Below are 12,885 nucleotides of genomic sequence, written 5' to 3'. Positions count from 1 at the left end.
TGGCCCACCCGGTCGGTGGCGTTTGGCGATTCCGGGGGCTGCGGGGTGGCTGGATTGGTTTGGTGGCTGATCAAATCGTCATTCCGGGCGCAGTGGAGCGCAGACCCGGAATCCGTGCCCGATTGAAAGAGACTGGATTCCCGCCTTCGCGGGAATGACGATCAGGTTGGGAATGCTTTGTCAGCGGTCTGAGGTTGGATGGGGGCGGGATCGTCGTTGCCTGGCGTTGTTGGTGATTGGGCCGATGGAGCGTTCGGACATGCCGAAAGGCTGATCATCGATGGCGGGGTGTGTGTCCTGCCATCGATGATGCTGTTGCCCTTGTCCGGGGTTGGGGCGGGTTTCCGGCATGGGTCGAAAACGGCTACACCGGGGCCTGATCGCTAGTAGGCACCAAACCCCAGAAGATGCGGCAGCCACAAAACCAGACCGGGGATGGCGACCATCAGGATCACGCGGATGAAATCGGCGGCGAGGAAGGGCAGGATGCCGCGTGACAGGGTGGTGATCGTCATGTCCGATGACACGCCCTGAATGATGAACAGGTTCATGCCAATCGGCGGCGTGATCAGGCCGATTTCAACAACCGATACCAGAACAACCCCGAACCAGATCGGATCATAACCAACCCCGGTGATCACGCCATATGCCGGAACCACGGTGAGGAGGATCATGGAAAGGCTGTCCATGAAGCATCCGAGCACGACATAAAACACCAGAAGGGCGATTAGCACGACAAGCGGCGAATAGCCCTGTGTCGTGATCCAGTCGACGAGGGTTTGGGTCAGGCCGCTGGTTTCGATGAAGAAATTGAAAAGTGCGGCCCCGATAAGGATCAGGAAGATCATCCCGGTCATGCCAGCGGTTTCGCGAATGCCGGTGCGTAAAACCGTCCAGTTCAGGCGTTTGCGCAGGAACGCAAACAGCAGAGCACCACCGGCACCAACGGCCGCGGCTTCTGTGGGGGAAAACAGGCCGGCATAAATCCCGCCGATCACCAGAACGATCAAGACGATGGCATCCCACATGCGCAGCAATGCCCCCCAGCGCTGTGACCATGGGACATAGTCACTGACCGGGGCCAATGAAGGATTTCGCATGACCTGAATGCGGATGGAGATGATGTAAAGCACCGTCGCCAGAAGGCCCGGGATCATCGCACCGGCAAACAGGGCACCGATGGATTGTTCGGTCATGAGCGCGTAGATCACGAGCAGGATCGAGGGCGGGATCAGAACGCCAAGCGTTCCGCCCGCAGCAATCGATGCCCCGGCAAGGCTTTTGGCATAGCCGCGTTGGCGCATTTCAGGCAGGGCCACCCGGCCCATGGTCGCACAGGTCGCAAGCGATGATCCGCAAATCGCGCCAAATACCGCGCTGGCCCCGATGCTGGACGCGGCCAAGCCGCCCGGACGATGGCCGGAAAATGCGGTAATGCCGCGAAACAGATTGCCTGATAGCCCGGAATGGGATGCGAACACGCCCATGAAAATGAATAAAGGCACCACCGAAAGGCCATAGGGGAATATCGCCTCGAACGGCAGGCTTGCCATGACGTAGCTTGCCGACATCCAGTCGGTCAGAAGCAGGGTGCCGACGATGCCGACAACCGCCATCGCCACGGCGACCGGTACACGCAAAAGGGCCAGTGCGAGAGCCGCCACAAACCCGATCAATCCCGCCCATTCCGTCGCCATCAGTTCTTCTCGTCCGTTAAAAGCAGTTTTAGAAATTGCACAAGACACACCAGTGTCGAGATCGCCATGCCGGTCAGAAGGAAGGCCCAGAACAGGATCATCGGGATCGCAAGGTTCTGCGATACATCGCCATAGGTCCATTGTTCCATCGCGCGCCCCCACGACAGATAAAGCAGGAAGGCCATCAGCCCGGCGCATAAAAGCGGGATCAATCGATCAATGGTTTTAAACAGGATGCGAAGGCGGTTCTTGCCGATCAGGTCAACCGTGACATGGGCATGCGCACTAAAAGCATAGGGGATTGCCCATGATGCGGCGGCCATGACGCAAAACTGGGTGAGGTCAACCGCGCCGACCAGCGATTGCCCGCCAATGCGCCGCCAGATGATATCGACAACCACAATGGCAATCGCCCCGATCAAGGCCGCCATGCCGACAAAGGCCAGAATGTCGGTCAGCCGGTTCATCAAGTGATCCATTTGGTGAACCGCGGCATAAAGCCGCGATCCACCGGATTTTTCAGCACGTCCCGTCATTTGTCGCCAGCGTGATATTTGGCATCAAATTCCGCGATCAGTTCCTGTGCGCGCTTGTATATGGCGTCGGGGTCGGAGACGCCCTTTTCCTTGAGGCCCGCAAGGTATTCCTGGATCATCGGCTGGGATGCTTCCTGCCATTTGGCACGGGTGGCGTCATCGATCATGATGATTTCATTGCCATGCTGTTCGGCGTTGGCCTTGCCAACGGCTTCCCATTTGTTCCACCAGTCGCCAAATTTGCCGACAAGGACGTCGCCTGAAATCTCGTCAATGGCCGCACGGACATCATCGGGCAGGCTGTCATATTTTTTCTGGTTCATCACGAAATAGAAGCCGGCGGTATAGGCCGCCGCATCGGTGTGATATTTCAGAAGTTCGTTGGCCTTGACCGCGTTGACCAGATCCCAGGTGGCAACCAGACCTTCGATATTGCCCTTTTGCAGGTTTTCGTAAATCGCCGATGGCGGCAGGCCGACCGGGGATGCGCCAAAGGATTCCAGCATCGCCGAAATCGCCGGGCTTGGCGTTCTGAGGCGAAGGCCCTTGAGATCGTCAAGGGATCGAACCGGGTTATCAAGGGTATGGATCAGGCCGCCCGGATGGGTGAACAGGGCAAGGAGCTTGAAGTCTTTATAGTCGCTGCCAAGCAGACCTTCCTTGTAAAGCGTCCAAAGGGTTTCAGACCCGGAATCGGCATATTTCACCAGAAATGGCAGTTCAATAATCGAGGCGGCCGGATAGCGGTCACGCGGAATGCCGTTCAGGCCAACGGCCATATCCATCACACCTGCGCGGACCTGATCGGCCTGACGGTCGATTTTGCCAAAGGCCGATGTCGCGTCATAAATTTCGACTTCGACCTTGCCGTTGGTTTTTTCCGACAGTTCCTTGCCCCAGCTTTCGAGGAAGTCTTTCTGGAAGCCGTGGCTTGGCGGCAGATAGTGGCTGACCTTTAGCGTGATATCGGCAGCGTGGGCCATGCCCGCACCGGCCAGAATGGTTGCCCCGGCCAGAAGCCCAAGCAGTGTGTTGCGAAGTTTCATCGGTTTCATGTTCCTCTCCCTGTTTTCTGATCATGTGTTTGATCGTGCTTTTGATCGGTCCGGTGCCAAGGGCGCATCACGGCCGCTTATGGGCTTTCCACGTTCTGATCATCGGTGTGGAGTGCTGTTTTTTCTTTGAATTGGAATTATGATATATATAATCAATTACGCAATATGAAATTTATGCAGGTAAATTTTGACCAAAGCCCCATCGAAAAACATCCCGATTGCGGATAGCGACATCGATATTTCGGACGCGGTTGATGCTGTTGATGCCGCCGATACGCGCAAGGGCATTCAGTCGGTCGAGGTCAGTGGCGTGATCATTGCGGCATTGTGCGACTTCAAATTCCCGGTGCCGTTAAAGGATCTGGCGGCGGCGGTGGATATGCCGCCGGCGAAGGTTCATCGCTATCTGGCCAGTCTGGTGCGGATCGGTCTTGCCTGGCAGGATGATCTGACCGGGCTTTATGGCCTGGGGCCGATGGCGTTGCGGATGGGGATTTCGGCGATTGAACGCAATGATGTTGTGATGCGGGCCGGGCGGCTTTTGCGCAATCTGGCGATTGAATTGCGGTCGTCCGGGCATCTGGCGATCTGGGGCGAACGGGGCCCGGTCCTGATCAGGACCGAACATGGCGGGCCGCCTATCATATCGACCATGGGGCTTGGCACGGTGATGCCGTTATTGCGATCCGCCACCGGGCAGGCGTTTTTATCGACCATGCCGCGCGGGGCGATTGAGCATGTCATTCGGGCGGAGCAGGATATCCTGCATTGGGATGATGCCACGGTGGATCGGCTGATTACCGCGACACGCGAACGCGGTGCGGCGGTGATCGAAGGCGATATCGTGCCGGGCTTATCGGCGATCAGTGCGCCGGTCTATAATCTGGACGGGGCGGTGGCGTGTTGCGTGACGCTGATGAACCCGAAGGCCAATTATTTCCAGCCGGGGCAACCGGCCTTTGACGTGTTTTTGCGTGCGATTGCCGATTTCACCCAGAGCTGGGGCGGGAAGCCGCGCGATGAGGCCGAGGACAGTCAAACAGCAATTATCAAAGATCATTCAGCTTTGTCAGGAGGTCGGAAAGGCGTTTGAAATCCGCATCGCCCAGAAAATCGCGGACCTTTTTGTCATAGGCGATGCCCGCCTCGCACAGTGATTGAAAGGCCGATTGGCCCTGCGAGGTCAGTTCAAGGCGGTGAACGCGACGATCATTTTCGTTCTGGGCGCGTCGGAGCCAGCGGCGTTGTTCGATGGAGAAAACGGCACGCGAGACCTTGGTTTTATGAAGCCCCGTATGGGTGACGATTTCGGTCGCGGTAAGTCGGCCATATTGCCCAAGGGTTGCCAGAACCCGCCATTCGGATCGCGTCATCCGGTATCGGTCGCGATAGATATCGCGGAAGCCAAGACTGACCTTTTCGCTGGCGTGATGCATCAGGAACGGCAGAAAGCGGTGCAGATCGAATTCGGATTTCTCGGATTTCATGGCTTTAAAAGGCTGTTTGATAGTTACAAAAATTACAGTTACGGATGTAACTATATCGAAGATTGGTAGGAAAAAGGCAATGACGGATCACAACGTTACCAATGGAACCGCCGGAAGTGCTGAAAACGGCGTTGCGAACGATCTGCGTTACATGCCCGGTTTTGGCAATGATTTCGAAACCGAAAGTCTGCCCGGTGCCTTGCCGCAGGGGCAGAACAGCCCGCAAAAATGCGCCTATGGCCTTTATGCCGAACAGCTTTCGGGGTCACCCTTTACCGCGCCGCGCGGCACCAATGAACGGTCGTGGCTTTATCGCATGCGGCCGAGCGTGCGCCATAACGGGCGGTTCAAATCCTTTGCCCTGCCGGAATGGAAAACCGCCCCGTGTGTGAATGACCATAGCCTTGCACTTGGTCAGTTGCGCTGGGACCCGGTGCCGATGCCAAGCACGCCAACCGATTTCATTTCCGGTATGCGAACCGTGACCACGGCGGGGGATGCCATGACCCAGACCGGCATGGCAAGCCACGTTTATGTGTGCAACACCGATATGGTGGACGATTATTTTTTCAATGCGGATGGCGAATTGCTGGTGGTGCCCGAAAGCGGCACGCTTCGCATCTTTACCGAACTTGGCATCATGGATGTCGCGCCGCTTGAAATCGCATTGATCCCGCGCGGTATGATGTTCAAGGTTTCGATCCTGACACCCGGGATTGATGGCGGGGCGCGCGGTTATGTCTGCGAAAACTATGGGGCGAAATTCACCCTGCCGGAACGCGGGCCGATTGGGGCCAACTGCCTTGCCAATCCGCGTGATTTCAAGACACCCGTGGCGGCCTATGAGGATAAGGAAACCCCGTGCCGGATCCTGATCAAATGGTGCGGGCAGTTTCATGAAACCGGGATCGGGCATTCGCCGCTTGATGTGGTGGCGTGGCATGGCAATTACACGCCGTTCAAATATGATCTTCGGACATTTTCGCCGGTGGGTGCGATCCTGTTTGATCATCCCGATCCGTCGATCTTTACCGTGCTGACCGCCCCATCGGGCGAGGCGGGGACGGCCAATATCGATTTTGTCATCTTCCCGCCGCGCTGGATGGTGGCGGAACATACCTTCCGCCCGCCATGGTATCATCGCAATATCATGTCGGAATTCATGGGGCTGATTTGTGGTCAGTATGATGCCAAGGAAAAGGGGTTCGTTCCCGGTGGCATGAGCCTGCATAACATGATGCTGGCCCATGGCCCGGATGCGTTTGGCTTTGAAAAGGCATCAAACGGCGAGCTTGGCCCGCAGAAGCTTGAGGGCACGATGGCCTTCATGTTTGAAACCCGTTTTCCGCAGCAATTGACGAAATTTGCCGCCGAGCTTGAGACGCTTCAGGATGATTATCTTGATTGCTGGGACGGGCTGGAACGCAAGTTTGATGGCACGCCGGAAGGTCGCCCGTAAACGGCGACCGGTAAAAAGAACATCACAGGACTTAACGACAGGAATGCCGGAGGCATAAAACCGATGAAACTCGCAACCCTTAAAAACGGCACCCGTGACGGCCAGCTTGTTCTGGTGACCAAAGACCTTGGCGAATATGTCGATGCCAGTGCGATTGCGCCGACATTGCAGGCAGCGCTTGATAACTGGGACAAAGTTGCGCCGCGCCTCAGTGAACTAGCCGATGAAATCGCCGCCGGATCGACGATTGCCAAACGTTTCGCGCTTGATGAAGCCAAGCTGCATTCACCGTTGCCGCGTGCGTTTCAGTGGGCGGATGGATCGGCCTATGTCAATCATGTCGAACTGGTGCGCAAGGCGCGCGGTGCGGAAATGCCCGAAACATTCTGGACCGATCCGCTGATGTATCAGGGCGGTTCGGACAGTTTCCTGGGACCGCGTGATGATATCCGCATGGCCGATACGGCATGGGGCATTGATATGGAAGGCGAGATTGCCGTCATCACGGGTGATGTGCCGATGGGCGCATCACTTGATCAGGCGCGCGATGCGATCCGTTTGATCATGCTGGTTAATGATGTGTCGTTGCGGGGTCTGATCCCCGGTGAACTTGCCAAGGGGTTTGGCTTTTTCCAGTCCAAGCCGTCCTCGGCCTTTTCGCCGGTGGCGGTGACGCCCGATGAACTTGGCGATGCGTGGGATGGTGGCAAGGTTCACCTGCCGCTTTGCGTTGATCTGAATGGCAAGCCATTTGGCCGGGCCAATGCCGGGGTCGATATGACCTTTGATTTTGCCCAACTGATCGCGCATGCGGCGAAAACCCGCCCGCTTTGTGCCGGATCGATCATCGGGTCGGGCACGGTTTCGAACAAGCTTGACGGTGGGCCGGGCAAGCCGGTGGCACAGGGCGGGGCGGGATATTCCTGCATTGCCGAAATCCGCATGATCGAAACCATTGAAAACGGCAAACCGGAAACGCCGTTCATGCAGTTTGGGGATCAGGTCCGGATCGAGATGCGCGATGCCAATGGTCAGTCGATCTTTGGCGCGATTGACCAGAGCGTTGTGAAGTACGCACCATGAGCGACGTCATCCTGTATGATTATTGGCGGTCTTCGGCCAGCTATCGGGTCAGGATTGCGCTTTCGCTGATGGATATGGCGTATCAGACCGTTGCGATTGACCTTGTGGCGGGGGCGCATAAAGCGCCTGATTTCCGCAAACGCAATCCGCAGGGGTTGGTGCCCGCCCTTGAGATCGACGGGCTTGTGCTAACCCAGTCCCTCGCAATCATCGAATATCTGGATGAGACCCGCAGCCATGCGGGTTTCCTGCCCAAGGACGCGGTCGGGCGGCAACGCGTGCGCGCACTTTCACACGCGATTGCCATGGATATTCACCCGGTCTGTAATCTGGGTGTTGTCGGCAATATCATGAAGCAGGCGGAGGCCCACGGCGAGGACCCGGCGAAGGTGCGGCTGGAATGGATGGGGAAATATATCGGCGAGGGGCTTGAAGCGTTTGAACGCCTTCTGGACCATCCGGGCACGGGCAGCTTTTGCCACGGTGACCGGCCATCAATGGCCGATATCTGTCTGATTCCGCAGATTTATAATGCGCGTCGGTGGGAGGTCGATTTAAGCCACCTTCCGATGGTCAACCAGATTGCCGAGCGGTGCCTTGCGATGGACGCGTTTGCGCGCGCCCATCCTGATCTTTGTCCGCGTTAATTGCTGCTGGCCGGCTTGCCGGTCTGGCAGGCCTGTTCAATAGCGCTGCGGTCAAGTCCGATATCGCGCAGCATGAAATCGGGATAGTCGCGCAGCAATGCGGCATCGCGCGCAATTTTGCGACGTTTCGCAATGTGGCGGATCGAAAGGACGAGCCAGCGCCAGACAAATGTGCCGAACGACGCGTGCGCGGTCGGCCCGGCATGGGGGGCGGTGGCGACGAGGGAGTTTGTCGTGATCTGTGCTGGCATGATGCTGGCTCGCTAGTTTGCTTTGCTAATGAGTTCGAGATCGGTTTCGAACACAGGTAAAAATTAGCCTGCCTTGCGCGAGTTCGGTGCGCAAAGATCGCAAAAGCGTGCGAAATTTCCGCAAATTTTACGTAAAAACGATTTTTCTTATCGGCCCGGTTCGGTCATTGTTTCGGGCGTTATTGAAGACCATGGGTTTGGGGCAGGGGCATTTTGACCGAACTTGATAAATTCGACTATCGCCTGCTGGAACTGTTGCAGCAGAACAGTCGCCTGACGGGAAATGAATTGTCGGCACAGGTGGGATTGTCATCGGCGGCGTGTCTTCGCCGGGTGCAGCGTTTGCGCGAAAGCGGCGTGATCGAGCGCGACGTTGCCGTGGTATCCCCCAAGGTGTTTGGCAAACGGATGATGATCATTGTTTTGCTGACCATGGATCGTGACCGGCCGGATCGCTATATGCTGATGCGCGAGGAATTCGGCAAAATGCCCGAAGTCGTGCAATGCCATCACGTGACCGGGGCGCATGATTTTGTCCTGCGCATTCAGGTCGCCGATATGGATGAATATAGCGCGTTCGTGGATCGGGTTTTTCATCAGCCCTATATCAAGCGCTATGAGAGCCTCGCGGTTCTGGGGTCGCTTAAATAAAAACGGCGGGCATCAAGCCCGCCGTCGTAATTCAGGGTCGCAAGGATCGTGGCTTAGGCGAAATCAAGCGCACGGTCGCCATTGGCGTCCTTGATGCGGGTCGGAAGACCCATGCCGTTCAGAAGGTTCAGGAACGGTTTGGACGGCAGTTCTTCAACATTTGCCATCTTTTTCACATCCCATTCGCCGGTTGCGATCAGCATGGCGGCTGCGACGGGCGGAACGCCAGCGGTATAGGAAATACCCTGGCTTCCGACTTCCTCGTACGCGTCCTTGTGGTCGGCGACATTATAGATCAGGACCTCGGTTTCCTTGCCATCCTTGCGGCCCTTGACCAGATCGCCGATGCAGGTTTTGCCGGTATAGTCGGGGGCCAGCGAGCTTGGATCGGGCAGGCAGGCCTTGACGACCTTGAGCGGCACGACTTCGAGGCCCTCGGCGGTTGTGACCGGCTTTTCCGAGAGCAGGCCGATATTGTTCAGGACCGTGAAGACATTGACGTAATGATCGCCAAAGCCCATCCAGAAACGGACATTGGGGACGTCCAGATTCTGTGAGAGGGAATGGACTTCGTCATGGCCGGTCATGAAGGTCTGGCTTTCGCCGACAACCGGCATGTCCCAGATTTTCTTGACCTCGAACATCCTGTTTTCCTGCCAGGCGTTGTTCTGCCAGGAATAGACCGTGCCGGTGAATTCGCGGAAATTGATTTCCGGGTCGAAATTGGTGGCAAAATATTTGCCGTGGCTGCCGGCATTGATGTCGATGATGTCAATCGAGTCAATCTTGTCGAAGTAATCCTCGACCGCGAGTTTGGCATAGGCATTGACCACGCCCGGATCAAAACCGACGCCCAGGATCGCGGTGACACCGGCCTTTTCGCATTCTTCACGGCGTTTCCACTCGTAATTTGCGTACCAGGGCGGGGTTTCGCAGATCTTGTCCTGTTCTTCATGGATGGCGGTATCGAGATAGGCAACGCCCGCCTTGATGCAGGCCGACATGACCGGCATGTTGATGAAGGCGGAACCGACATTGATGACGATTTCGCAGCCGGTTTTCTTGATCAATGCGACGGTGGCATCGATATCGGTTGCGTCAAGCGCATGGCCTTCGAGGACGCCGGCATTCTTCAGGTTTTTCTTTTCGTGAATGCTGTCGATGATTTTCTGGCATTTTTCCGCCGTGCGCGACGCAATATGGATATCGCCAAGCACATCATTATGCTGTGCACATTTGTGCGCGACGACCTGTGCGACGCCACCTGCGCCGATAATCAGAACATTCTTCTTCATTTCGGGCCAAAAACTCCCTTTTTACGAATAGATGAAACCCAAAGCGCCTTTTTACGAAAGGCTCGAAACATAATCATCGAAGGTGAACTCACGTACAACGCGTTCGCTGCCGTCGAGTTCCTTGATCACGATGGACGGCATGCCGACACCGTTGAACCAGTTCTTTTTGACCATGGTGTAACCGGCGGCATCCTGAATGGAAACGCGGTCGCCGACCCTGATCTCGTTTTCGAAATTGAATTCGCCAAAAACGTCACCGGCAAGGCAGGATTTGCCGCAGATCATATAGGTATGATCGCCTGTGTTCGGTTCGACCTTGGCGGTTTCGCGATAGATCAGAAGATCGAGCATGTGGGCTTCGATGGAGCTATCGACAATCGCAAGGTTTTTGCCGTTAAACAGCGTATCAAGCACGGTGACTTCAAGGGTGGTGCTTTTGGTGATCGAGGCTTCGCCGGGTTCAAGATAAACCTGAACACCGTATTTTTCCGAAAAGGCCTTGAGCCGGGCGCAGAATTTATCAAGCGGGTAATTGTCCCCGGTGAAGTGAATGCCGCCACCGAGGCTTACCCATTCGACGCGCGACAGAAGCGTGCCGAACTTGGTTTCGATATCGCCCAGCATTTTGTCGAACAGATCGAAATCGGCGTTTTCACAGTTATTGTGGATCATGAAGCCGGAAATGCGGTCCATGACGGCCTCGACCTTGGTTACGTCCCATTCGCCCAGACGCGAAAATGGGCGAGCCGGATCGGCCAGATCGAAGCTGGAACTTGAAACCTGCGGGTTCAGGCGAAGGCCGCGCACGATGCCGGACGCAGCATCGGCAAAGCGGTTAAGCTGGCTGATCGAATTGAAGATGATCTTGTCGGCATTTTCGATGACTTCGTCGATTTCGGAATCGGCATAGGCCACGCTGTAGGCATGGGTTTCCTTGCCGAATTTTTTACGGCCCAGTTTGACTTCGTGCAGCGACGAGGATGTCGTGCCATCCATATAGTCCGACATGAAATCGAAGACCGACCAGGTTGCAAAGCATTTCAATGCCAGCAAGGCCTTTGCGCCGGAATGTTCGCGCACATAGGCGATCTTTTCCATGTTGCGCAGCAGTTTCGATTTATCGATCAGATAATAAGGCGTATGCGGCATCGTATTCTGGTTCCTCGACCGAAGGCCCTGTTTTCAGGGACCGAAAAGACAACACGGAAAACGTCCGTCGACCGGCAAACATTCCCCGCAAGGTTCGGCATTCAAGCCCGGTTTGCGCCAACGAATTTCATACCATCGATGCGAAGGCGTTCTGTGCCTGTATCGCATGCGCCGCGACCCAATAGCAGCGGCGCGCACATGGGTCAACAGTATGACCGCATCCGATGATCGCATGGCCTGTTGATCGGCGCGGTTGGTAGGGCGTTTAAAGCAGGGTTTGCGGCATTAACCGTCTGATTCCATAGGGAAACCGGCAGCGATCACATGCAGGTTTCCGTTTCGTGAAACTTGGCGCGGTCCGGCGGGGCTTTGCGCATGTCCGATTTCCGACAATATCACCAAATCGCGGATTTTGCATGGTAGGGGGGCAAAAAGCCCGAACGGGATTTTGGTGATTGCTTTTTTGTACCGTTTGGAACATAGTTTACCGATTGGTACAAAACGAAGGAGAAAATCATGTCAGAGCTACGTCAACCCCTGCCGCCCTTTACGCGGGAAACCGCAATCCAGAAAGTCCGTATGGCCGAAGATGGCTGGAACAGCTGTGATCCGGCGCGGGTGTCGCTGGCCTATACGGTCGATACGATCTGGCGGAACCGTGCGGAATTTGCCAATGGCCGCGAGGAGGTCATTGCCTTTCTGACCCGCAAATGGAACAAGGAGCTTGAATATCGATTGATCAAAGAGTTGTGGGCGCATGACGGCAACCGGATCGCGGTGCGTTTTGCCTATGAGTATCGCGATGATTCGGGGAACTGGTATCGGGCCTATGGCAACGAGAATTGGGAATTTGCCGAGAATGGCCAGATGCATCGCCGGTTTGCCTGCATCAATGACATGCCGATCCGTGAAGAAGATCGCAAATTCTTCTGGGATCGTTCGGGGCCGCGCCCGGCGGATCATCCGGGCCTGTCCGATCTGGGATTATAAGTAAGCCATGCCAAAGATTATCGCGGAGCGTTCCGATGTTATTCCCGTCCTTGCGGAGATTTTCCGCGAGTATGGTTATGAAGGGGCGAGCCTTTCACTGATCGGGAGCCGGACGGGTCTGGGAAAGGGCAGTCTTTACCATTTCTTTCCCGGCGGCAAAGAGCAGATGGCATCCGAAGTGCTCCGCGAGATCGATGGCTGGTTCGAGGACGCGGTTTACAAGCCGCTGCGTGACGGGGATGACCCGCGGGCGGCGATTTTGGAAATGTGCCGGTCGGTTGCGACCTATTTCCGGTCAGGAAAGCGGGTTTGCCTGATCGGGGCGTTTGCACTTGATAATGTGCGTGACCGTTTTTCCGACGCAATCCGCGATTATTTTGCGGTCTGGCAACGGTCGCTTCAGCAGGCGCTTGTGCGGATCGGCCATGATGCGGACCGGGCATCGGACATTGCCGAAGATGCGATTTTATCGATCCAGGGGGCGCTGGTTTTGTCGCGTGCGCTTGACGATACGGCGGTGTTTGAGCGCGCCATGGCGCGGGTTGAAGCCGGGTTGCTGGCCGGGCCCGGTCAGGGGGCCTGAGG

Annotated in this window: 14 protein-coding genes; 7 read left to right on the top strand and 7 right to left on the bottom strand. The window is 56.2% G+C overall.

Annotated elements, in window-relative coordinates; genetic code table 11:
* Window positions 1-383: 383 nt before the first annotated feature.
* Genes SMB34_RS05470 through SMB34_RS05460 form a run of 3 tightly spaced genes read right to left on the bottom strand, consistent with a single transcriptional unit; the run spans window position 384 to window position 3,288 of the window.
* Window positions 384-1,697, bottom strand: a complete 1,314-nt coding sequence (locus SMB34_RS05470; RefSeq protein WP_037988253.1) for a TRAP transporter large permease — start codon at window positions 1,695-1,697, stop codon at window positions 384-386.
* Window positions 1,697-2,233 (bottom strand): TRAP transporter small permease, encoded by a 537-nt coding sequence (locus tag SMB34_RS05465; protein WP_037988252.1) that lies wholly within the window; start codon window positions 2,231-2,233, stop codon window positions 1,697-1,699. The genes SMB34_RS05470 and SMB34_RS05465 overlap by 1 nt, the downstream gene beginning before the upstream one ends.
* A complete protein-coding gene (locus tag SMB34_RS05460; protein ID WP_037988250.1) occupies window positions 2,230-3,288 on the bottom strand; it encodes a TRAP transporter substrate-binding protein in 1,059 nt (352 codons plus the stop codon). The genes SMB34_RS05465 and SMB34_RS05460 overlap by 4 nt, the downstream gene beginning before the upstream one ends.
* Window positions 3,289-3,475: 187 nt before the next feature.
* Here SMB34_RS05460 and SMB34_RS05455 point away from each other — a divergent pair, with 187 nt between their 5' ends.
* Window positions 3,476-4,381, top strand: coding sequence for an IclR family transcriptional regulator (locus SMB34_RS05455; RefSeq protein WP_037988248.1), 906 nt, complete (start codon window positions 3,476-3,478; stop codon window positions 4,379-4,381).
* Here SMB34_RS05455 and SMB34_RS05450 read toward each other — a convergent pair.
* Window positions 4,338-4,775 carry a MarR family winged helix-turn-helix transcriptional regulator gene (locus tag SMB34_RS05450; protein ID WP_037988246.1) on the bottom strand — a complete coding sequence of 146 codons (438 nt, stop codon included), beginning with the start codon at window positions 4,773-4,775 and terminating at the stop codon, window positions 4,338-4,340. The two genes, SMB34_RS05455 and SMB34_RS05450, sit on opposite strands and share 44 nt — an antisense overlap.
* Before the next feature lie 79 nt (window positions 4,776-4,854).
* On the opposite strand from SMB34_RS05450, the gene hmgA reads away from it, so the two are divergent.
* The 3 genes from hmgA (at window position 4,855) to maiA (ending at window position 7,964) form a co-directional block, all read left to right on the top strand.
* Entirely contained in the window at window positions 4,855-6,234 is a 1,380-nt protein-coding gene (gene hmgA, locus SMB34_RS05445; RefSeq protein WP_037988244.1) for a homogentisate 1,2-dioxygenase, read from the top strand.
* A 63-nt stretch (window positions 6,235-6,297) separates the two neighbouring features.
* Window positions 6,298-7,317 (top strand): fumarylacetoacetate hydrolase family protein, encoded by a 1,020-nt coding sequence (locus SMB34_RS05440; protein ID WP_037988242.1) that lies wholly within the window; start codon window positions 6,298-6,300, stop codon window positions 7,315-7,317.
* Window positions 7,314-7,964: a maleylacetoacetate isomerase gene (gene maiA, locus SMB34_RS05435; RefSeq protein ID WP_037988240.1), complete on the top strand. Its 651-nt coding sequence runs from the start codon at window positions 7,314-7,316 to the stop codon at window positions 7,962-7,964. The genes SMB34_RS05440 and maiA overlap by 4 nt, the downstream gene beginning before the upstream one ends.
* On the opposite strand, the gene SMB34_RS05430 is transcribed toward maiA, so the two are convergent.
* Window positions 7,961-8,215 (bottom strand): DUF1127 domain-containing protein, encoded by a 255-nt coding sequence (locus SMB34_RS05430; protein WP_037988239.1) that lies wholly within the window; start codon window positions 8,213-8,215, stop codon window positions 7,961-7,963. The two genes, maiA and SMB34_RS05430, sit on opposite strands and share 4 nt — an antisense overlap.
* A 213-nt stretch (window positions 8,216-8,428) precedes the next feature.
* Between SMB34_RS05430 and SMB34_RS05425 the strand changes: the two genes are divergently transcribed.
* The gene (locus tag SMB34_RS05425; protein ID WP_037988237.1) at window positions 8,429-8,866 is read left to right on the top strand and encodes an Lrp/AsnC family transcriptional regulator; all 438 of its coding nucleotides are present in this window, start codon (window positions 8,429-8,431) and stop codon (window positions 8,864-8,866) included.
* 53 nt (window positions 8,867-8,919) lie between these two features.
* Here the strand turns inward: SMB34_RS05425 and SMB34_RS05420 are convergent, their stop codons facing one another.
* Both SMB34_RS05420 and SMB34_RS05415 read right to left on the bottom strand, forming a co-directional pair.
* On the bottom strand, window positions 8,920-10,161 hold the full coding sequence (locus tag SMB34_RS05420; RefSeq protein ID WP_037988235.1) for a saccharopine dehydrogenase family protein: 1,242 nt from the start codon (window positions 10,159-10,161) through the stop codon (window positions 8,920-8,922).
* A 51-nt stretch (window positions 10,162-10,212) separates the two neighbouring features.
* Complete coding sequence (locus SMB34_RS05415) at window positions 10,213-11,310, bottom strand: carboxynorspermidine decarboxylase (protein WP_037988233.1); 1,098 nt, start codon at window positions 11,308-11,310, stop codon at window positions 10,213-10,215.
* 516 nt (window positions 11,311-11,826) lie between these two features.
* On the opposite strand from SMB34_RS05415, the gene SMB34_RS05410 reads away from it, so the two are divergent.
* Entirely contained in the window at window positions 11,827-12,300 is a 474-nt protein-coding gene (locus tag SMB34_RS05410) for a nuclear transport factor 2 family protein (RefSeq protein ID WP_037988232.1), read from the top strand.
* A gap of 7 nt (window positions 12,301-12,307) precedes the next feature.
* A complete protein-coding gene (locus SMB34_RS05405; RefSeq protein WP_007088968.1) occupies window positions 12,308-12,883 on the top strand; it encodes a TetR/AcrR family transcriptional regulator in 576 nt (191 codons plus the stop codon).
* Window positions 12,884-12,885 lie beyond the last annotated feature (2 nt).

This window comes from Thalassospira permensis NBRC 106175 (assembly GCF_000714555.1).
Taxonomy (GTDB): Bacteria; Pseudomonadota; Alphaproteobacteria; order Rhodospirillales; family Thalassospiraceae; genus Thalassospira; species Thalassospira xiamenensis.
The sequence above is the reverse complement of the archived record's forward strand: the minus strand, read 5'-3'. Positions and strand labels throughout refer to the sequence as shown.

Bases quoted from the DNA above. Each gene is read 5' to 3' on its own strand.
- SMB34_RS05470 (WP_037988253.1), bottom strand. From the start codon at position 1,697: ATGGCGACGGAATGGGCGGGATTGATCGGGTTTGTGGCGGCTCTCGCA.
- SMB34_RS05465 (WP_037988252.1), bottom strand. From the start codon at position 2,233: ATGACGGGACGTGCTGAAAAATCCGGTGGATCGCGGCTTTATGCCGCG.
- SMB34_RS05460 (WP_037988250.1), bottom strand. From the start codon at position 3,288: ATGAAACCGATGAAACTTCGCAACACACTGCTTGGGCTTCTGGCCGGG.
- SMB34_RS05450 (WP_037988246.1), bottom strand. From the start codon at position 4,775: ATGAAATCCGAGAAATCCGAATTCGATCTGCACCGCTTTCTGCCGTTC.
- hmgA (WP_037988244.1), top strand. From the start codon at position 4,855: ATGACGGATCACAACGTTACCAATGGAACCGCCGGAAGTGCTGAAAAC.
- SMB34_RS05440 (WP_037988242.1), top strand. From the start codon at position 6,298: ATGAAACTCGCAACCCTTAAAAACGGCACCCGTGACGGCCAGCTTGTT.
- maiA (WP_037988240.1), top strand. From the start codon at position 7,314: ATGAGCGACGTCATCCTGTATGATTATTGGCGGTCTTCGGCCAGCTAT.
- SMB34_RS05430 (WP_037988239.1), bottom strand. From the start codon at position 8,215: ATGCCAGCACAGATCACGACAAACTCCCTCGTCGCCACCGCCCCCCAT.
- SMB34_RS05420 (WP_037988235.1), bottom strand. From the start codon at position 10,161: ATGAAGAAGAATGTTCTGATTATCGGCGCAGGTGGCGTCGCACAGGTC.
- SMB34_RS05415 (WP_037988233.1), bottom strand. From the start codon at position 11,310: ATGCCGCATACGCCTTATTATCTGATCGATAAATCGAAACTGCTGCGC.
- SMB34_RS05410 (WP_037988232.1), top strand. From the start codon at position 11,827: ATGTCAGAGCTACGTCAACCCCTGCCGCCCTTTACGCGGGAAACCGCA.
- SMB34_RS05405 (WP_007088968.1), top strand. From the start codon at position 12,308: ATGCCAAAGATTATCGCGGAGCGTTCCGATGTTATTCCCGTCCTTGCG.